Annotated in this window: 13 protein-coding genes; 3 read left to right on the top strand and 10 right to left on the bottom strand. The window is 72.0% G+C overall.

The features are described 5' to 3' along the window. Nucleotides 1-225: 225 nt before the first annotated feature. Both AB0N81_RS04260 and AB0N81_RS04265 read right to left on the bottom strand, forming a co-directional pair. Nucleotides 226-1,803, bottom strand: a complete 1,578-nt coding sequence (locus AB0N81_RS04260) for a sodium:solute symporter family protein (RefSeq protein ID WP_365355490.1) — start codon at nt 1,801-1,803, stop codon at nt 226-228. A 252-nt stretch (nt 1,804-2,055) separates the two neighbouring features. Beyond that, nucleotides 2,056-2,850 carry an SDR family oxidoreductase gene (locus tag AB0N81_RS04265; protein WP_365355492.1) on the bottom strand — a complete coding sequence of 265 codons (795 nt, stop codon included), beginning with the start codon at nt 2,848-2,850 and terminating at the stop codon, nt 2,056-2,058. A gap of 90 nt (nt 2,851-2,940) precedes the next feature. On the opposite strand from AB0N81_RS04265, the gene AB0N81_RS04270 reads away from it, so the two are divergent. After that, nucleotides 2,941-3,804 carry a hypothetical protein gene (locus AB0N81_RS04270; RefSeq protein ID WP_365355493.1) on the top strand — a complete coding sequence of 288 codons (864 nt, stop codon included), beginning with the start codon at nt 2,941-2,943 and terminating at the stop codon, nt 3,802-3,804. A gap of 190 nt (nt 3,805-3,994) precedes the next feature. Here the strand turns inward: AB0N81_RS04270 and AB0N81_RS04275 are convergent, their stop codons facing one another. The 3 genes from AB0N81_RS04275 to AB0N81_RS04285 all read right to left on the bottom strand — a co-directional run bounded on the left by AB0N81_RS04275 (nt 3,995) and on the right by AB0N81_RS04285 (nt 6,412). Further along, a complete protein-coding gene (locus tag AB0N81_RS04275) occupies nt 3,995-4,204 on the bottom strand; it encodes a DUF397 domain-containing protein (RefSeq protein WP_365355494.1) in 210 nt (69 codons plus the stop codon). 211 nt (nt 4,205-4,415) lie between these two features. Then, the gene (locus AB0N81_RS04280; protein ID WP_365355495.1) at nt 4,416-5,273 is read right to left on the bottom strand and encodes a helix-turn-helix transcriptional regulator; all 858 of its coding nucleotides are present in this window, start codon (nt 5,271-5,273) and stop codon (nt 4,416-4,418) included. A 374-nt stretch (nt 5,274-5,647) separates the two neighbouring features. After that, on the bottom strand, nt 5,648-6,412 hold the full coding sequence (locus tag AB0N81_RS04285; RefSeq protein ID WP_365355497.1) for a GPP34 family phosphoprotein: 765 nt from the start codon (nt 6,410-6,412) through the stop codon (nt 5,648-5,650). A gap of 219 nt (nt 6,413-6,631) precedes the next feature. Between AB0N81_RS04285 and AB0N81_RS04290 the strand changes: the two genes are divergently transcribed. Further along, nucleotides 6,632-9,061 carry a D-alanyl-D-alanine carboxypeptidase gene (locus AB0N81_RS04290; protein ID WP_365355499.1) on the top strand — a complete coding sequence of 810 codons (2,430 nt, stop codon included), beginning with the start codon at nt 6,632-6,634 and terminating at the stop codon, nt 9,059-9,061. Nucleotides 9,062-9,241: 180 nt separating this feature from the next. After that, on the top strand, nt 9,242-11,092 hold the full coding sequence (locus AB0N81_RS04295) for an MFS transporter (protein ID WP_365355501.1): 1,851 nt from the start codon (nt 9,242-9,244) through the stop codon (nt 11,090-11,092). A gap of 18 nt (nt 11,093-11,110) precedes the next feature. Here the strand turns inward: AB0N81_RS04295 and AB0N81_RS04300 are convergent, their stop codons facing one another. The 5 genes from AB0N81_RS04300 to AB0N81_RS04320 are packed head-to-tail and all read right to left on the bottom strand — an operon-like array spanning nt 11,111 to nt 19,137. Next, nucleotides 11,111-12,397: an extracellular solute-binding protein gene (locus tag AB0N81_RS04300; protein ID WP_365355503.1), complete on the bottom strand. Its 1,287-nt coding sequence runs from the start codon at nt 12,395-12,397 to the stop codon at nt 11,111-11,113. Beyond that, nucleotides 12,394-13,533 carry a hypothetical protein gene (locus AB0N81_RS04305; RefSeq protein WP_365355505.1) on the bottom strand — a complete coding sequence of 380 codons (1,140 nt, stop codon included), beginning with the start codon at nt 13,531-13,533 and terminating at the stop codon, nt 12,394-12,396. The genes AB0N81_RS04300 and AB0N81_RS04305 overlap by 4 nt, the downstream gene beginning before the upstream one ends. Next, nucleotides 13,530-14,948 carry a vWA domain-containing protein gene (locus AB0N81_RS04310; protein ID WP_365355507.1) on the bottom strand — a complete coding sequence of 473 codons (1,419 nt, stop codon included), beginning with the start codon at nt 14,946-14,948 and terminating at the stop codon, nt 13,530-13,532. Before AB0N81_RS04310 ends, AB0N81_RS04305 begins: the two co-directional genes overlap by 4 nt. Next, nucleotides 14,897-17,356 (bottom strand): tetratricopeptide repeat protein, encoded by a 2,460-nt coding sequence (locus tag AB0N81_RS04315; RefSeq protein ID WP_365355509.1) that lies wholly within the window; start codon nt 17,354-17,356, stop codon nt 14,897-14,899. Before AB0N81_RS04315 ends, AB0N81_RS04310 begins: the two co-directional genes overlap by 52 nt. Continuing rightward, nucleotides 17,353-19,137: a serine protease gene (locus AB0N81_RS04320; RefSeq protein ID WP_365355511.1), complete on the bottom strand. Its 1,785-nt coding sequence runs from the start codon at nt 19,135-19,137 to the stop codon at nt 17,353-17,355. The genes AB0N81_RS04315 and AB0N81_RS04320 overlap by 4 nt, the downstream gene beginning before the upstream one ends. Nucleotides 19,138-19,261 lie beyond the last annotated feature (124 nt).

Raw genomic sequence — 19,261 nt, forward strand, 5'->3', positions numbered from 1 at the left:
CGCAGCGGCGGCTGCGGCTTTTCGTGTGGCTGGCCGCGCAGTTCCCCGCGCCCCTAGGGGTCGCCCTCTGCGCGGGCCGCGCCGGAGTCTCCTCAGGGGCGCGGGGAACTGCGCGAGCAACCACAGAAGAGCCGCAGTCGCGTCTGCCGGGATCTCCCGCAGTGGCGGCTGCGGCTTTTCGTGTGGCTGGCCGCGCAGTTCCCCGCGCCCCTGACGGGGCGTACGTCAGTCCTTGGACGGCGCCGCCACCGCGCCGTCCCGCGGCTCCGCAGGAGCGGGCACAGCAGCCGCTCCCGCGGAGCCGTCGTCGTCCGTGTTGATGCGCTCGATGAGCGCGTCCCGCTCGGGGGTGTCCTCCGGCTTGAGGTAGCCGATGAGGATGTACAGGACCAGCGACACCGCCAGCGGGATGGACACCTGGTACTGGAGCGGGACGCCGCCCTCGACGTTCCAGCTGATCGGGTAGTTGACCAGCCAGAAGGCGAGCAGCCCCATGGCCCAACTGGTGAGCGCGGCCGTCGGCCCGGAGCGGCGGAACGGCCGCAGCAGGCCCAGCATCATCGGGATGGCCATCGGGCCCATCAGCCCGGCCACCCACTTGATCACGACGGTGATGATGTCCCCGAACGCGGGTGAATTGACCTGCGTGGCCGCCGCCATGGACAGGCCGAGGAAGACGACCGTCGTGACGCGTGCCGCGATCAGACCCGAACGCTCGTTCCAGGCGCGCGCCTTGGCCGACAGGACCGGCGCGCAGTCCCGCGTGAAGACGGCCGCGATGGCGTTGGCGTCGGAGGAGCACATGGCCATGGTGTGCGAGAAGAAGCCGACGATGACGAGGCCCAACAGACCGTGCGGCAGAAGCTGTTCGGTCATCAGGCCGTACGAGTCCGAGCCGTCCGGCTTCTTCGAGTCCACCAGGAGCGGCGACATCCACATGGGGAAGAACAGCACCACGGGCCAGACCAGCCACAGGATCGCGGAGAGCTTGGCGGAGCGCGCGGCCTCCTTGGCGTTGGCGGTCGCCATGTAGCGCTGCGCCTGGTTGAGCATGCCGCCGTTGTACTCGAAGAGCTTGATGAAGAGGAACGCGAGCAGGAACACCGTGCCGTACGGGCCGACGAGCGGCTTCTCGTGACCTTGCAGGGCCGGCTCGTCCCAGGCGCCGAAGAAGCCGATGCCCATGTCGTTGAGCTCCATCACCACGGCGACGAACATCGCGACACCGGCCAGGAGCTGGATCACGAACTGTCCCAGCTCGGTGAGCGCGTCGGCCCACAGCCCGCCGATGGTGCAGTAGATCGCGGTGATGACACCGGTGATGAGGATGCCCTGGTTGAGGGAGACGCCGGTGAAGACGGAGAGCAGCGTCGCGATCGCGGCCCACTTGGCGCCCACGTCCACGATCTTCAGGAGCATGCCGGACCAGGCCAGCGCCTGCTGGGTCTTGAGGTCGTAGCGGTTCTTCAGGTACTCCAGCGGGGAGGCGACGTGCAGCCGTGAGCGCAGCCGGTTGATGCGGGGGGCGAAGAGCCGCGCGCCGATGGCGATGCCGAGCGCGATGGGGAAGGACCAGGTGACGAAGGACGTCACGCCGTAGGTGTACGCGATGCCCGCGTACCCGGTGAACATCACCGCGCTGTAGCCGGACATGTGGTGGGAGATGCCCGACAGCCACCAGGGCATCTTCCCGCCGGCCGTGAAGAAGTCGCTGACGTTGTCGACCCGCTTGTGGGACCACACGCCGATCGCGACCATCACGCCGAAGTAGCCGATGAGCACGGCCCAGTCGAGACTGTTCATATGGCCCTCCAGGGGTCCGCCTGGTGAACTGCGCATAACTGGCTCGCACTTCGCCAGTGCCACGGAAGTGCCCGCTCATCGTGGGTTCGGGCGCCGGGCGGCGACAACTGGGGGTATGGTCAAAAGCAAGTAAAATCGTTCTGTTTGCTGATCTGTGTTCATGTATCTGATCAGAGCGGTAGGGTAAGGGCATGGAAAAGGCGCCCCTTTCCAGGGGCGCCTTCAGGCGTGACCGATCCGCCGGGCAGACGGCTACCGCATCAACTCCCCCGCGTTGACCAGGAGGGACTGCCCCGTGATGGCGCGCGCCCGATCGGATGCGAGAAAGACCACGGCGTCCGCGACGTCGCCGTCCGTGGCCAGCTCGGGCAGAGCCATCCGGGAGGCGAGCCGCCCCCGGACCTCCGCCTCGGAGACCCCCTCGCTCTGCGAGGTGAACCGCACGTACGCCTCGACGGGCGGCCCCCACATCCACCCCGGCAGCACGGTGTTGACCCGGATGCGGTCCGGCCCCACCTCGTGGGCGAGGGAGTACATCGCCGACGTCAGCGCCCCCTTCGACGCCGCGTACGCGGCCTGCCGCACCTGTGAGGGCGCCGCGATCGCCGACTGCGTGCCGATGATGACCACCGAGCCGCCGTGCCGCTCCCTGAGCGCGGGCAGGCACGCGCGCGTCATGCGCAGGGTGCCGAGCAGATTGACGTCGAGGACCTGCTGCCACGTGGCGAAGTCCGCGTCCTCCAGGCCGCCGAAGCAGCTGTCCCACGCGGCGACGTGGACGACCGCGTCGATCCCGCCGAAGCGGTCGCGGGCGAGCCCGGCCAGCGCACGGCACTGCTCCTCGTCCGTGATGTCGGTGGGCAGGTGGGCGGTGCGGGTCCCGCCGGGGTCGATCTCCGCGGCCGACTTGGCGAGGTTCGCCGCCGTGCGCGCCCCGAGCACGGCGTTTCCGCCGTCGCGCACGACGGCCGCCGCGACCTGATGGCCGAGCCCGGCGCCGACGCCCGAGACGACGACGGTCTTTCCCTCGAGGAGCGACGACGGCATGGGGCGCCTCCCGGCTCTGGCAGTTTTACTGACGGGGCGTCAGAGTATGGGCGACCACCGGAGGAAGGAAGAGAGAGGCAGGGGAGAGACGTGAGTGCTGAACCCAGTGCGGGCGGTCGCGCGGACACCCGGAGCGACGTCTACGCCGAGCTGGCCGCCGCCGGACCCTACGGCGTGCACCCGGGGCACGCCCTGATCACCATGGTCGAACCGCATCCGGGGCACGAGTACGCGTACAACCGCTGGTACGAGGACGACCACTACTACGCGGGCGCGATGGCCATGCCCTGGATGTACGCGGGGCGCCGCTGGGTGGCCACGCGCGAGCTCCAGCTCCTGCGCTACCCCGCCAAGTCCGCCGTGGCGGAGCCGGTCACCTCGGGGTGCTACCTCTCCACGTACTGGGTGACGGACGGCCGCTACGACGACCACATGAAGTGGACCGTCGGCATCAACAAGCGCCTCAACCGAGACGGCCGGGTCTACCGGGACCGCACGCACGTCTTCACCGCCTTCCAGGACCACGAGGCGACCGTCTACCGCGACGGCGCGGCAGGCCCGCGCGACTTCCACGCGCTCGACCATCCCTACGAAGGGCTCGTCCTGGAGGTCGTCGACGCCGAAGGGCCGGGGGCACGCGACGAGTTGCTGGAGTGGCTGAGGGCCCGGCACCTGCCGCGCGTGCTCGCCGGCTCACCGGCCGCGATGGTCACGCTCTTCCGGCCGACGCCGCTGCCGGGGGACCGGATGACGTACGTGAAACAGGTCGAGGGCGTCGACACCCGGCTGACGCTGCTGTGGTTCCTCCAGGAGGACCCGCGGGAGTGCTGGGAGGCGCACTTCACCGGGCGGGACGAGGCCGTGGCGGAGTCGGGGCTCGGGCGCGTGGAGCTGGTGGCCCCGTTCATTCCCACGGTGCCGGGGACGGATGCCTACGTCGACGCGCTGCGCTGAAGCGGTCCGGGGCCGCGTCCGGGGCCGCGTCCGGGGCCGCGTCCGGGGCCGCGTCAGGGGTCTCGTCCGAGGTCTCGTCCGGGCAGGGCCGAGCCCCCTCGGCCGGGACGGCGGGCCAGTCGAGAGGGCTCAAAACGGTGGTGCCTGTGTGGTTCTGTCATCGAGTTCTTCGCTGCTGCGCGCTGTCGTCTCACGCGAGGTCGGCAGCCCCCCGGCTCACGTCGGTGACGAACGCGTTCCACGACTCGGCGGGGAAGGCCAGGACCGGGCCCTCGGCGACCTTGGAGTCGCGGACGGAAATCCCGTGTCGCACCGGAGACTTCACCTCGACGCACGCGCCGTTTCCGGTGGAATAGGAGGACTTGACCCACGTGTGCGAAGTACCCTGCTGAATTGCCATGTCCGCTCCGGTTCTTCCAGTTGATGAGTTGCTGTCGCCGCATTCCTGCGGTGGCGCCAACGTTCCTGCTCGATGGCGAGAATGACGCTACTCGCCAACATCGTGGCGTGAAGGGATCGTTCACTCAACCGGATGGCATATACCAGGGGGGACTTCCGCGCCGGCGTGACAAGGGTGTACTGTGCGGCGCTTTCGCTCGAAAGGGCCGTGATCAGCGGGCGTAGTCCTTCGAGATGTCCGCGATGAGCTGTCTGGACTGCTCGACGTTGAGCGCCTGGGCGCGCAGGTGCTCGTACATGACGCTGTACTGCTGGACGTCGTTCGCCTTCTCCAGATACAGGTCGCTGGTGACGCCCTCGATGTAGACGACGCTGGAGTCGGCCGCGTCGGGGAATTCGAGGATCGCGTACTGACCGTTGAGCCCCGGGTGCGCGCCCATCTCGAAGGGGATCACCTGGACCGTCACGTGCGGCAGCTGGGACTGCTCGACGAGATGCTCCAGCTGGTCGCGCATCAGATGGCGGGAGCCGACGACGCGGCGCAGCGCCGACTCGTCGAGGACGGTCCACAGGCGCAGCGGATTGTCCGGCGCCGCGATGCGCTCCTGACGGCGCATGCGCACCTGGACGCGCTTCTCGATGTCGGTCGGCGTGGTCTCCGGGAGCGCGCCGGTGATCAGCGCCTCCGCGTACGCCCGGGTCTGCAGCAGGCCGGGGACGACCTGCGGGTCGTACACGCGCAGGGACGCGGCGTCCGTTTCCAGGCCGATGTACACGCTGTAGGGGATGTCGCCGAAGGAGTGCCACCAGCCCTGCTGGCGCGAGTCCTTGGCCATCTGCATGAGGGAGTCGACGACCCGGTGGTCCTCGACCTCGTAGACACCGCACAGATCACGGACGTCGCGCTGGCTGATCGAGCGGCGGCCGTTCTCCAGACGGCTGATCTTCGACTGCGAGACGAGCAGGCGCTCGGCGACCTCCTCGGCTGTCATGCCCTTGAGCTCGCGGAGCCGACGGAGCTCCTGGCCAAGACGGCGTCGCCTGACGGTGGGATTGACACTGGACGCCACGGGACGTGCACCTCCGGCTTGCATGCCTCTACTTTGCGTATCTACTGCTCAGCAGAGTGCCACCAACCAGGCCGGCACCGCTGGGAAACAGCGGATGATGCGAACGTGCGGGCGGATGTGCGAGGGGTGCGGCCCTGTGGTGCCGTAAGACGTGCGGCCGCGCGGGGTGGTGGCACCGGGATGTCGTCGTCCGGACGGTCCGGTGCCACTCCCCGCGCGGCCCAGCGGCTCCCGAACCGGGTCTGGGGACTGCGGTGCGGCGCTGATGCGGGTGGTGCTGAGCGGTTGCGCGAGGGTGGTGCGTGATGCGTGATGCGTGATGCGTGCCGACGCGATGGTGGTGCGTGGTCACGCGTCGGTGCCGTGAGCCGTGCTCAGTGAGCGACGGCGCGTGCCATGGATCCGCGGCGCGGCTGCAGTGGCACCCCTCCGGGGTCCGCTGTCGCCCTGGCCGGTTGCCGGACACCGCCCGGTCCCGCGGGACCCGCCGGTGCGGCGCTGCGGCGCGGCTGAGCCGCCACGCCGTTCTGGACGTCCATCACGGCGTGTGCCACGAGGCCGCCCATGGGGTCGTGCCTGATCAGGTCCCGGAGCCGGGAGCGCGATGAACGCCCCTCGTTCCCGGGGTACAGATGCTTGCCGAGACCGACCGCGTGGGCCAGGGCGGCGAGCGCTGCGGTCCGCGGGTCCGGCGGTACACCGGTGCGGATCGCCGAATCGAGCCGGGACCTGATTTCCCGGCTGATGGCCGTCTCCGTCGCTTGGTAGCGAGTCGTCGGCAGTACCCCGCACATCTGTCCCGCCACGGCATGAACCATGCCGCACCGTTCCAGGTGCGAGAGGTACGTCTGGCGGAGCCCCAGTCGGGGCCCGCCGATCCAGTGGACCGCCCGAACCGGGCTGCCGCGCCTGCGCAGCAGTTCCAGTGCGGAGTCCAGAGTCGGATCTCCGGTCGGCCGTGGCATCACCACGGCGATACGATCCCCGTCTGGGGCTATCCGTCCGGCCAGCGCCAGCTCCACTAGCTGTGCTCCGGCCAGACCGAGGTCGAGCGACTGCGGCTGCGCTGTGGTGCCCGTGGCCGGGTCCAAAGCGAGCAGCAGAAGCTCCTCCGGAATTGTTCTGCGGCTCCTGCCCATCCATGCCTCCCCGCGTGGATGAATGACAGGGTGACCCCTCTCACATTGGTCTGTCGAGAGCGCGTGGGCGGGATGTACGGGAACCAGTAGGTATGTCGTTCTCGTCTACCACGGGGGTTAAGCCCTCACACAGGACACTGGTACACGGTTCGGACAGTGGGGTCCGGCCGGATTTGGCGCACGGCCAGCACACGGCAAGCATCAGCATCGGCAAACGGCATGGCGTACGAGGAGGCATCGGTGGCGGGCGAGACCCCCGACAGATCGAAGCAGCGGAAGTCGTCGGGGAACCCGACCGGGGCGGAGTCTTCCGAGCCGGTGCCGGAGGAACGCGACCCGCGTCTCGCGATGACCCGCGAGACGCCGCAGGTACGGGAGGACCAGGCGACCGCCGTCTTCTCGACGAAGGACGTCGCGAAGGCGGCGGCCGGTTCCGACGGCTCTGACAGCTCTGACACTTCCGACAGCTCTGACGAGCCCGCGGAGGCACCCGAGGGCGAAGGCAAGGGCAAGGACGACGGCAAGAGCGAAGGCAAGAGCGAGGGCAAGGGGAACGGCGACGCGCGGCTGCGGGACGCGGTGGCGGCGTGGGTCGCGACCTCGGACGAGACGGGGCCGGAGCCGGAAGCGGAAGGTTCCGACGAGGCCGAAGCCTCGGGTGACGCCACGGACGCCGACGCGGATGCGGGTGCGGACGCCGAGACCAGCGCCGACGACGCCGAGGGTGACGCCGAGGCCGAGGGCGAAACCCCCGAGCCGGAGAGCGACGCTCCCAAGACCACCGGTATAGACCAGGCGACAGCCGTCTTCAAGGCCCTGCCCGCGCAAGCCGCGGCCGAGGCAGCCGACAAGGCAGCACGGGACAAGGCAGACGACAAGCCTGCCGCCAAGGCCCCCGGCAAGCCCGTCGACCAGCCCACCACCATGCTCAAGCTGGGGGACCGCAAGGACCCCGAGAGCAAGGAACCCGAGAGCAAGGACGCCAAGGACGCAAAGGGCGCAAAGGGCACTGCAAAGCCTGAGGGTGACGCCGAGCGGACCAGCAAGTTCGTCGCGCTGAAGCCGCTCGACGAGCCGTCCTCCCGCACCGCGCCCAAGACGGCCCCCAAGTCACCCAAGACGGCCCCCAAGTCGGGGACCAAGCCCGAGCCCGCCGCGAAGGCCGACCCCCAGGCTGACCCCAAGGCGGCCCCCAAGGCAGAGGGCAAGGCCGACCCCAAGGCGGCCCCCAAGGCCGAGCCCAAGGGTGGAGCGAAGGACGCCCCCAAGTGGGCCGCCGCTTCCGCGTCCGCCCCGGCCGGCCCCGCGTCGCCCCCGCCGGTGGAGCGCACCACTCAGCAGCCGCTGCCGCCCAAGCCCCCGATCGACCTGCTCGCGGAGCTGACCAACACCCCGCCGCCGCCCGAGACTCCGGTCCGCACCGCGGTGCGCCGGGTCAAGATCTGGACGCCGCTGGTGCTGCTCCTGGTGGTCGTCTTTGCAGTTGTACAGGCCGTACGTCCGCTGCCGACGCCCACCCTGCAGCTCACCGCGCAGGAGTCCGTGTCCTTCGAGGGCGGCAAGCCGAGCCTGCCGTGGCCGGCCGACGGGCAGGCCGCGATGGACGTCAACGGCATCGGCACGTTCGGCACCTCGGGCGACCAGAAGCCCGTGCCGATCGCGAGCATCGCCAAGGTCATGACGGTCTACCTCGTCCTGCGCGACCACCCGCTGAAGAAGGGCGATGACGGCCCGAAGATCCCGGTCGACGCCGCCGCGCAGAAGCACTACGAGACGGGCAAGCCGGCCAACGAGTCCGTCGTCAAGGTCACCGAGGGCCAGAAGATCACCGAGTACGAGGCGTTGCAGGCGGTCATGCTGCCGTCCGCGAACAACATCGCCAAGCTGCTCGCCCGCTGGGACACCAAGAGCGGCTCCGAGGACGCGTTCGTCGCCAAGATGAACAAAACCGCCAAGGAGCTGGGGATGAAGAACACCCACTACACGGACCCCAGCGGCCTCGACAAGACGACCGTCTCGACCGCCGAGGACCTGGTGAAGCTGGGCCGGGCGGCCATGGAGAACCCCGTCTTCAACGAGATCTCCCGCCAGCCCGCCTACACGGACCTCAACGGCGACAAGCAGAAGAACTTCTTCGGCCTCGTCCCGACCGTCGCCATCGGCATCAAGACGGGCACCACCACCGCGGCCGGCGGCAACATCCTCTTCGCCGCGGAGAAGAAGGTCGGCGGGGAGACGCAGACGATCATCGGTGCCGCCCTCGGCCAGTACGGCAGCAACGGCGTCGCCAACATCGACCAGGTCACCGACGTCACGAAGAAGCTCATCGAGGCCGGTCAGGACGCCCTGACCGCCAAGACCATCGTGAAGAAGGGCGACGTCGTCGGGCAGTTGGACGACGGTCTGGGCGGTACGACGCCTCTCGTCGCGGCCAAGGACGTGTCCGCGGTGGGCTGGTCCGGGCTGACCGTGAAGCTGCGGCTCGACGAGAAGAAGGGCAAGAGCCTCCCGCACACGGCGAAGGCGGGCACCGAGGTCGGTGTGCTGAGCGTCGGCGACGGGAAGGGTGAGGCCGTCGAGGTGCCGGTGGCACTGCAGAAGGACCTCAGCGAACCGGGCTTCGGCGCCAAGCTGACCCGCGTCGGCTGAGGCCGGGGCCGAGCACCAGGAGGGGAGGCCCGCCCCCGGGCCTCCCCTCGCGCGTGCGTGCTAGCGTCACAATCTCGGGGGCAGTACGCCGGGGCGGAGGACGAGAGTTCCGGGACGAACTCTCGTCGGCACGACACCCCGGGTACTCCGGATACAGGGACGACACGGGGAGAGCCTCCAGTGGCCACAGCGGAGCCGACGCGCGCCGACGACGCCGCCGCCGCGCCTGAGCAGGGCGGCGCTCGCCGCACCGGTGCGCGAATAAAGCTGCCGGCCCAGCGCCGCACGACCGAGAGCGGGCCCCCCGCTTCCTGGCAGAAGCGCTTCCTGCGCCACCCGGTGACGATCACGACGGCGGTCGCCGCCGTGCTGCACGTCGTCTGGTTCTTCGCCTTCGCCAACAGCGGCGGCGACCTCGCGGCGCAGGACGCCTGGGCCGAGTTCGTCGGCCGGCACCCCGACTCGGCGTACAACCTCGCCTGGTACGGCGGCATGCACCCGGTGTCGTACAGCGTCGTATCGCCGTACCTGATGTCGGTGCTCGGTGTGCGGACGACGATGATGATCGCCGGCACCGCCTCCGCGGCGCTGCTCACGATGATCCTGATGCGCAGCCGCGCGGTGAAACAGCTGTGGTGGCCCGTCGTCGCGGGCCTCTTCGCGCTGCTGTGCAACGCCGTGTCGGGCCGGGTGACCTACGGCCTCGGCCAGATGTTCGCGCTGATGGCGGTCGCCGCCGTCTTCTGCTGGCCGCACCGCTGGCGGTACAAGCGGTGGGCGAAGGCGCTGGTCGCCGCCCCGTTCGCGGCGCTCGCCACGATGGGCAGCCCGGTGGCGGGGCTCTTCGTCGGGATGGTCGCCGTCGCGCTGTTCCTCAGCAAGCGCTACCCGGGCGCGTACGCGCTGGGCATCGCGCCGTCCATCGTGGTGGGTCTCTCCGCGTGGCTCTTCCCGTTCTCCGGCACGCAGCCGATGTCGTTCGGCTCGGCGTCGCTGCCGCTGATCAGCGCCGCCCTCGTCTACTTCGCCGTGCCGAAGCAGTGGAAGACCGTGCGGATCACCACCGCCGTGTACGCGGCGTTCGTGCTCGGCGTCTGGCTGATCAGCTCGCAGATCGGCTCCAACATCTCGCGCCTCGCGATGTGCTTCACGGGCGTCGCGCTGCTCGCCGCGCTGCCGTACACCGTGCCGAAGTCCCGCAAGTGGTACGTGATCATCCTGGCGTTCGTCGGCTTCACCGGCTGGATCGGGTTCAAGGCCGTCGACGACATCGTGCACACGCGGTCCGACGCCTCCTGGACGCGTGAGGTCTCGCCCCTGGTGAACGAGCTGAAGGAGCGGGGTGCCGCGAAGGGCCGCGTCGAGGTGGTGCCGGCCCGCAGCCACCGCGAGGCGTCCGCGCTCCCCGCGTACGTACAGCTCGCGCGGGGCTGGAACCGGCAGGCCGACATGGAGCGCAACCCGCTCTTCTACGACGACACCCTCAACTCGGCGAACTACCACGAGTGGCTGCAGCGCTGGTCCGTGCATTACGTGGCGCTCCCCAAGGGCGAGCCCGACGGCGACGGCGGCAAGCGCGAGGCGCAGCTCATCACGGACGGACTGCCGTATCTGAAGAAGGTGTGGGTCGACTCGAACTGGCAGCTGTACGAGGTCACCGACCCGACGCCGCTCGCCGAGCCGAACGCCGTCGTCGAGCGCGCCGAGCAGGGCGAGATGACGCTCCGCGTCGACAAGCCGGGCCGCGTCCTGATCCGCATCCCGTACTCGCCGTGGCTGAGCGTCGTCGACGCCAAGGGCAAGGGCGTGCAGCGGCCCCAGGAGACCGAGGCGTCGAAGCGGCAGCGGGCGCTGAACGAGAAGCGGCCGAAGAAGTACGACAACGTCAACGGCTGTCTGATGGAGGCCAAGGAGGACCAGGCCGGCGACAAGTGGGTCGAGCTGCTCGCCCCGAAGGCCGGCACCTACCGCCTCGGCTCGCCCTACCAGCTGCCCCGCGGCACGCCCTGCCCGGAGGAGCTGGCCCGCTGACGCGTCGGACACCGGTACTCAGCCGCCCGGCGGCGCGCAGATCCCGGATTCGGGCAGCCGTCCCGGGCCCGCGTCCGCCGCGGCCTCCGTGCGCACGGTGTCCAGGTGGCCGAGGAGCTCGTCGAGCCGGTCGCCGGACGGTTGTCTGAAGTACTGCAGGACGGCCCGGTGGAACGCGTCGCGCACGCCCGGCGGCATCACGTCCGAGGCGTCGAAGCAGAGTGTCCGCGCCTTTCCGGTGAGGATCTCCGCGATGCGCCGCCCGGTCGGGTCGGTCGGCTGGGGGTCGGTCGGGTCGGGGAAGAACGGCCGCAGTCCGTCCGCGGCCCCGGCCCGCCAGAGCGTGCGGGCCCGCTTGCTCGACAGGCGGTCGACCAGGGCGCGGGCCGCCGGGTCCTCGGAGAACACGGCGGCCATGTCGCCCGCCACCTCATAGGCCCCGTCGTACGCGGACCGGCCGCCCAGGAAGCCCGCCGCCGGGTCGACGCGGACCCGTTCGTCCGCGTACACGTAGCGGATGAAGGCGCTCTGGTGCTCGTGGGTGCAGCGGGGTGTGAGGGAGGAGTCGAGGAGGCCGCGGGGGCCGCCGTCGTCCTTCGCCGGGCCGGCCGTCCCCATGTACGACGTGGTGAGTGACTGGTCGACCGACTTCTCGTCGCGGTCGCCGAGGAGCTGGGCCCACGTCTTCCACGCTCTGCGGACCCGAGGGTCGCGCCACTTCAGCTTGCCGACGGCCCATTCCGTGTAGACGTCCGGGCCCGCCTGGTGGAGCAGGATGTCCTCGATCCAGTCGGTGCCCGGCCAGCCGGAGGTGGCCTGCGAGGCCAGCCCCACGCACCATTCGGGGTCCGTGGCCGGCCGGCCCTCCTTGCTCCACACCAGACTCTTGAGGTCGACCTTCAGCGGCACCCAGTAGGTGCGGCGCATGCCGTTCACGTCGAGGCGGGGCGCCCAGGGCGGGTAGGCGCGGGCGGTGGCGGCCCGGTCGAGGGGGGTGAGGAGGTTGCCGCGGGCGTACTCGGTGAGTTCGCCGATGCTGTTGAGGATCGCGACGTCAGGAGGGTCGCCCGCCTCCAGCTGCGCGACGAGCGTCTCCCGCAGGGAGCGGGTCCCCTGATACGTGTACGACTGGCCCGTGCCGTCGTCGAGCCGGTGCAGCATCGCCTCGAACGCGTCGCCCTCGGGGCCCGTCCAGGGGCCGAGGACGACGAGCGTCTCGGGCCGCCCGCCGCCGCAGGCCCCGGCGGTGACGGCCAGCAGGCAGGCCGCGAGGAAGGCACGGAAGACGGTGTGCGGCCGGCTCATACGGTGGCTCCTGACCGGGAGATGAGGACGTACTCGCGGCGGTAGGCGTGCAGCGTGACGCCCATGAGGGACGCGCAGAGCAGACCGGTGGGCGTCACCCACGGGGCGACCCCGTCCAGCGAGGAGAGGCGGCCCTCGGACAGGTCGTGGCGGACGCGCTCCTTGAGAGTTCCGATCAGCAGGGGGTGGTGGTCGCCGAAGGGGTTCTCGTCGATGGTCGACTCGATCGCGGGTGACGTACGGGCGGACAGCTCGTCCGCCGTGGACACCACCCGCTGCTGCGCCCGGTGGGCGAGCACGGCGTCGGCGGTCAGGAACGGCAGCGCGAGCAGCGGCAGGGCCGCGGCCAGCAGCGGGACGCTGACGTGCAGGTGCAGTCGGTGGCGCAGGAACAGCTGGGTGCGCCACAGGCCGAGAGTGAGGAGCACGAGGGCGAACCCCGCGACGACGCCCGCGGTGATGACGCCGCCGCCGAGCGCCGCCCGGTCCGCGAGCCTGCCGCGCAGCCGGTCCTCCAGGGTGGAGATGCGGTCCACGACGGCGGTCGCGTCCGAGTCCGAGCCGCTGTCGGGACGGCAGGGCGGGTAGCCGTCCTTGCCGGTCTTCTCGGCGGGGGCCGGGGTCGAGCAGAGCATGCTGCGGGCGTACGAGAGTCCGGCGTCGCGGAGCGCGGGGACGCCGACGTTGTACTGCGCGAAGGCGATCCAGTTGCCGTAGTCGACGACGAGCCCGGAGACGACGTCGAGCTCCTGGCGTTCGGCGGTGGTCAGGGCGCCGCTGCGGGCCACCAGGTTGAGGCGCTGCACGGCGCGTGTGGTGCGCAGGCTGTACCGCTTGCTCAGTCCGCTGAGCTGTACAGCCGCCCCGGCGCGCAGGCTCTCCCCGGCCTCGCGGTCGGCGATGCGCAGGGACGTCTCGGCCTCGGCCAGGCCGACGAGCGCGGGCGCGAAACTGTCGCGCAGGGCCGCCGAGTCCGCGCGGACGTCCGCGTACGCCCACCCGAACGTGGCGGCCACGACGACGGTGAGCAGCGGCAGGGCGATCAGCCGCTCCCGCAGGTAGACGCGGTTGCGCGGGCGTCCGCCGAGGGGCTCCGGCCACGCGTGGCGGCGCAGGGAGCGCCAGAGGGCCCTCACCGGGCGGTGCCGGGCAGGACGGTCGTGCTCGACTGGATGCGGGCCGCCTCCACGTCGAACTTCGTGATCCGGTCGCGGAGTTCGACAGCGCCCCGGGCGCTGTCCCGGACGTGGACAAGGCGGCGGAGATGCTCCTGCATGGCCGTGTCGCCCGTCTCGACGGCGAGCCGCCAGGCCGTGCCGAGCAGCGTCTCGGCCGCCGCGCGCCTGCCGTGCTTCAGCTCGGCGCAGGCCTCCTCGAAGGTGCGGTGGAGTTCCTCCTCGTGCCGGTAGTGGGCGACCTGGGGGTCCAGCCTGCTGTAGAGGTCGGCGTCGTCGGTCCAGCGCATCAGCACGGGCTGCGGCTGCGGTGGCCGGGGCCCGCCGGCCGCGCTGTCCGTGTCGAGTTCGACCTCGGTGAGCAGGAGTTCCTTGCCGAGCTGCGCGGGGTCGTAGGGCACGCCGACGCAGAGCAGATAGGCGCGGGTCTCCTCGCCGCACGGACCGAGGTCGTACTCGTGTACGGGCCCGCCCGCGCCCGTCCCGACACCGGACAGGTCGACGTGGTCGGGGACGAGCGCGACCCGCGTCGGATGGACCTGCTCGAAGGAGTGCGGGCGCACACCGGCACGGTGGTAGAGGCGCAGCCGCAGGCCGGTGACGTCGCGGTCGGCGGCCCGTCCGGTGAGCGAGGCCAGCTCGTCCGGCAGCCGCGTCAGATCCGCCACGGCACGGGTGCGGCCGCCCAGCGTCCGCGCGATCAGCAGGAGTTCGTCGGTCTCCCAGGCGTCCCCGATGCCCACCACGTCGCACGCGAAGACCCTCGCACACCGCTCGACGCGCTCGTGCAGCTCCGCGCGGGTCTCGTAGCCGGGCTCGTTCTTGCCGTCGGTGAGCAGCAGCGCGTGGCGTACGCAGCCGCCGGCGTCCGGGGCGGGCAGCTCACGGAAGAGCTGGCGGGCCCGCTCCAGCCAGGTGCCCATCGCGGTGCCGCCGCCCGGCGTGCAGTCGTACAGGGCGGCCTCCGCGGCGGCCCGCGACTCGGCGTGCGCGACGGCGAGGCCGGGCCGTCTCGGGTAGATCATGGCGGCCCTGTCGCCGCCCGCGACCAGGGCGAACAGGGAGCCGTCGGGGAGGCGGGCCAGGGCGCTGACGGCGGCGGCGCGGGCGGCGGCGAGGCGGCTCGGCGGCATCACCATCGAGGAGGAGTGGTCGATGAGCAGGACCTCCGCGAGCCGGGGCCCGGCCGCCGGGTCCCGGACGGTGGCGGCGGCCCGCGGGTGCGCGGCGCCCGGTCTGCGGACCGTCACCGTGAGGACGGCGTACATCCGGGCCGCCTCCTCCCCGCCCGGTGTGCGGGGCCGGGGCAGCTCGACGACCTGGCTCACTTCCAGGCCGACCGGGACGGCCGGTTCCTGATCTTCTTGCCCAGCCATGGGAAGTCCTTGCCGAATCGGGAGTGCAGGAAGCCGTAGGGGCGTACCGCGTAGGCGCGGTCCAGGAGGATCTCGGCGAGCGGTATGCCGGTGCCGTCCTCCGTGGCCGGGGCGTCGCGGGCCGCCTGGTGGGCGAGGCCCCGGTAGAAGCGGGACAGGTCCGTGCGCAGGCCGTGTTCGTCCGCGGGGAACTCCAGCAAGGGGTCGGCCTGCGCGGCGACGGCACGCAGCTCGGCTGCGGTCATGCGGCGCGCCGCGCCCCACACCTCCGCCTTCATCCGCAGACGGGACTGTTCGTCGGTCAGGCCGTGCGCGGAGAAGAGCTGGGCCAGCGCGCGCACCGCCGAGGCCAGGCCGTCGGCGTCCCGCGCGTGGTCGACGCGGATGCGGACGGCGGCCGTGCGGGCGGCGGTGCGGTGCCGTGAGTGCTGGGGCACCGCGTCCAGCGCGGCGATGGCGTCCATGAGGGCGTCGGGTCCGCCGAGGGCGAGCCGCGCCCGGACCGCGCCGAACGCCGCGCTGCCCAGTGAGGGGTTGCGCAGCCGCACGGCCTCGTAGAACGTCAGGGCCTCGTGCAGGCGCCCGAGGCGTTCCGCGCAGTAGCCGAGGGCCAGCTTCGGCGCGTACTCGCCGGGGATCGCGCCGTAGACGCGGTCGAAGTGGCCGCGCGCCTCGGGCACTTGGGATCGGGCGAGCGCGAGCAGCCCCCGGTGCCAGTCGAGCCGCCAGTCGTGCGGTCCGTACGCGGGCCCTATGGCGTCCTCGGCCAGGGCGAGGGCGCTCTCGGCGCCGGTGAGGGACCCGCCGTCCGTACGCAGCGCCACCCGAAGCCGCAGCCTGCACCGCAGCAGGTGCACCTCGGGGGAGTCCCGCCAGTCGCCGGTGTGCTGGAGCAGCGCCTCGGGGTCGTCGTCGCCGAGCCTGCTGAGCTCGCCGTGGTGGTCGTCGTCCGGATCGGGGCGCGGCACGGGCAGCCCCCGGGCCACCTCGGGCGGGGCGGGTGCGGGGTGCCTGGGTGCGGGCGGCGGGTCGGCCCAGCGCGATACGTCGGGGGCGGCGCCGAGCCCGCCGTCGAGGGCGTGCGCGGACTGGAGGAAGAGCGGTGACGGCTCGAAGGTCTCGGCGCCCGTCCGCAGGGACCTCAACTCCCGGAAGACACCCCGCAGTTGTTCGTCCATCTCTCTGGCCGTCGCGAAGCGTCCCGCGCGTCCGGTGCGGGTGGCGCGGCGCAGGGCACGGGCGAGGGAGACCAGGCCGAGGCCGCGGTGGCCGCCGGTGGCGCCGCCGGCGGGGGCGTCGTTCAGCGGGTCGAGCGCCGCAAGGTCCGCCAGGTCGTGGCGGGTCGCGCCGATGCCGCACAGGGTGCGCAGCGTCTCGCCGAGGCTGAACAGGTCGTCCTGCGGCTGCGACTCGCCGTGCGGGCCGACGCTGGGGGCGCGGTAGAGGGCGGTGGTGAGGCCGGGCGCGCCCGCGCGGCGCACGCTGCCGACGTCGACGAGCTTGGTGGTGGAGCCGTCGTGCATGACGTTCGGCGGCTTCAGGTCGCCGTACACCTTGCCGCGTTCGGGGGCGTGCAGATGGGCGAGCGCGGCCAGGATGCGCACGCCGTACGCGAGCACGAACTCCAGGAAGCGTTCGCGGCCGAACTCCTCGGGGTGTTCGTGCGCGCGGGCCCGCACCTCTTCGAGGTTGAGCCCGTCGACGTACTGGAGGACGAGGAAGTCCCCGACCCCGGCGTGGTGCCCGTAGTTGAACACCCGGATGAAACCGTCGTGGTTGAGCTCCACCAGCTCCTTCCGCTCGCCCCGCAGGAGGCTGTACGAGTCCGTGGCGAGCTCGGCGTGCAGCATCTTCACGGCGACGGCACGGTCGTCGACCTTCGTGTCGTGGGCGAGGCAGACCTCGCCCATCCCGCCGTACCCGAGCGGCCGCACGAGGCGGTACTGCCCGGCGAGGAGGGTGCCGGGCGGCAGCGGCAGCCCGCTGAGGGCGGCGGGGCCGGAGCTGTCGGTGGCATCCGTGTCCTTGCTGTCCGCGCGGTCCAGGAGGGTGATCTCGGGCAGGACCGTGGGGTCGGGGTTCTCCCCCGGGAGGGCGACGCGGGCGGGGCGCGGCGGGGGAGCGGCGACCCCCGGGCCGACGATCCACTGCTGGGAGGACTCCTGGGCTACGGAGCGGGGCGGTGGCCCGGAGCGGACCGGGGCGCCTGTGCCTGTGCCTGTGCCAGTGCCAGTGCTGGTGGCGGTGCCGGACGGCGGGCGGGGCGTGCGGCTGCCCGGCCACTCCCGTTCCGCGGCCGAGTGAAGGCCGGTGTCCGGGTCGACGCGTTCGCCGCTGGCCAGGCAGTAGCCGGTCGGCGTGACGGTGCCCGAACAGCCGGGGTGCGGGCAGGCCCTGACCGGCGTCACGCGTCACCGCCCGCATCGGCCAGACGCCGGACCACCCGTGCGAACGCCGTCACCGCCCGCTCGGCGTCGGCCAGCGGACAGGGGCCCGCCATCAGGAGCTGCTGCGCCGCACGGTAGGGACCCACGGCGTCGGGGTGCTCGGCGAGGCCGCGCCGGGCCAGGCGCGCCAGATGGTCCCGGAGCAGACCGCGCAGCCGCAGATGCTCGTCGAACACCTCGCGCAGCGCGCTCTCGGCCCGCTCGGCCCGCAACAGGTAGGTGTCCACGGCCTGTTCGGCGTACGAGAGCTTCTCCAGGAGGTGCGGGCCGCCCCGGCAGGTCAGCGGCCGCAGTTCGTTGCTGAGCTGCACCGTCCACAGTGCGGCCCGCGCCGCGTACCCGGTGGCGACCGGCGGGTCGACGACGTGCGGTTCGACGCGGTGGAAGAGGCGGCGGGCGTTGCGTTCGGTGTCGGCCAGGGCGTCGACGCGGGTGCCGATGCGCTGCAGCCACTGCGCGGCCCGCTCGGCGGGCAGCAGCTTCTCCGCCAGGGCGTAGGTGAAGCCGTGCGTGCTGGAGCGCACCACGAGCAGCAACCGGGCTCCCGCGTCGGCCAGTTCGCCGAGGGTGCGGACCGCGACGGCCGGTTCGGTGGCGGACCGGTCGGCGTAGAGCACGGCGACGGCGGGGCGGCGCGGCGCGCTGTGACGTCCGGCCGCGTGCCGCAGTTCGTGCCGCAGGACGGCGAGCGCCTCACGCAGCTCCGGCTGGCCGGGGTCCTCCAGGGTGGCGCCCTCCAGGTCGAGGACGAGCCCGATGCTGCCGACCCGGGGCGCGATACCGGCGCGCGACAGGAGCGAGTCACCGCCCGCGCCGGCCTCCACGGGACGCACCGCCAGCTGGGGCGACTGCTCGCGGTCGGCCATGTTGAGGACGACGTAGAGCGCTTGGCGGGCCCGGTCGTCGTCCTCGGCTATGAAGAGGACCTCGGTGTCCCAGGCGTCCGTGTCGCCGTTCAGCCAGCGGGTGACGGTGCGCTGGAGGCCGTGCGGGCGGGCCGTGCGGGCGGCGTCCGCCGAGACGACGCGGTGGCCGGGGATGGCGTGCGGCCCGGTCACGTACCGCTCGGCGAACCGACGGAAGTACTTGGCGACGGTGGCCGCCGGGATCATGTACCCGTGCTCGCCCCGCTCGTCGGCCTGCGCCAGGATGCCGAGCAGCCGGTCGGTGCCCTCCTCCCGGACGCCCGCCCCGCTGAACCCGCCCCGCAGCCGACGCCCGGACTCGCCCCCCGCCCCGGCCCCTGTGAGATCGATCTGCACCCGCTCGTCGCCCTCCCCGCCGGGCCCCCTGCACGCCCCGGTGAGCCACTGCCCGCCCGACTGGTACTCGGGGAACCCGTCGATGAGGACCGTGGCGCCCCGGTAGTCCAGCGTGCGGTGCAGCGTGACCGGCGAGGGCACGGGCGCCGGCCCGTCCAGGACGAGCACCGCGAGGTCGCCCTGCGCCTTGCCGAAGGAGGGCACCCAGTGCCCGGCCTCCACGGTCGCCGTCCGGTGCGGGGTGCGGGGCAGGCCCTGGAGCAGCGGGAACTCGACCTGCACACGGTCGGGCCGCAGCCCCGTCGCCGGGTCGCGGATCACGTGCGCGCAGGTGAGGACCCGGTCGGTGCCGAACAGTACGCCCGCGCCCAGGACGTCACCGCTCCCCGAGGCGGCCCACCGGCGCAGCCGGACCCGCCAACTCGAATGGGCCGGCGAAGAGTTGCCGCCACCTTCCGCGGATACCGCATCCCCCTCCATGCTTCCTCAGAATAGGCGCGGGACAGGCCGATGACTCCTGGGCTGCATGGGGAGGCAGTGGGGGAACCGCGCACGGAAGGGGCGCACACGGAGCGCGAACGGAACGCGCACGGGGCGGACCCGG

It is taken from the genome of Streptomyces sp. NPDC093510 (assembly GCF_040683555.1).
Taxonomy (GTDB): domain Bacteria; phylum Actinomycetota; class Actinomycetes; order Streptomycetales; family Streptomycetaceae; genus Streptomyces.

What these genes read in the sequence shown, in the direction of transcription:
- AB0N81_RS04290 (WP_365355499.1), top strand. Translation starts at nt 6,632, where the DNA reads ATGGCGTACGAGGAGGCATCGGTGGCGGGCGAGACCCCCGACAGATCG.
- AB0N81_RS04300 (WP_365355503.1), bottom strand. Translation starts at nt 12,397, where the DNA reads ATGAGCCGGCCGCACACCGTCTTCCGTGCCTTCCTCGCGGCCTGCCTG.
- AB0N81_RS04320 (WP_365355511.1), bottom strand. Translation starts at nt 19,137, where the DNA reads ATGGAGGGGGATGCGGTATCCGCGGAAGGTGGCGGCAACTCTTCGCCG.
- AB0N81_RS04285 (WP_365355497.1), bottom strand. Translation starts at nt 6,412, where the DNA reads ATGGGCAGGAGCCGCAGAACAATTCCGGAGGAGCTTCTGCTGCTCGCT.
- AB0N81_RS04265 (WP_365355492.1), bottom strand. Translation starts at nt 2,850, where the DNA reads ATGCCGTCGTCGCTCCTCGAGGGAAAGACCGTCGTCGTCTCGGGCGTC.
- AB0N81_RS04310 (WP_365355507.1), bottom strand. Translation starts at nt 14,948, where the DNA reads ATGGCTGGGCAAGAAGATCAGGAACCGGCCGTCCCGGTCGGCCTGGAA.
- AB0N81_RS04260 (WP_365355490.1), bottom strand. Translation starts at nt 1,803, where the DNA reads ATGAACAGTCTCGACTGGGCCGTGCTCATCGGCTACTTCGGCGTGATG.
- AB0N81_RS04275 (WP_365355494.1), bottom strand. Translation starts at nt 4,204, where the DNA reads ATGGCAATTCAGCAGGGTACTTCGCACACGTGGGTCAAGTCCTCCTAT.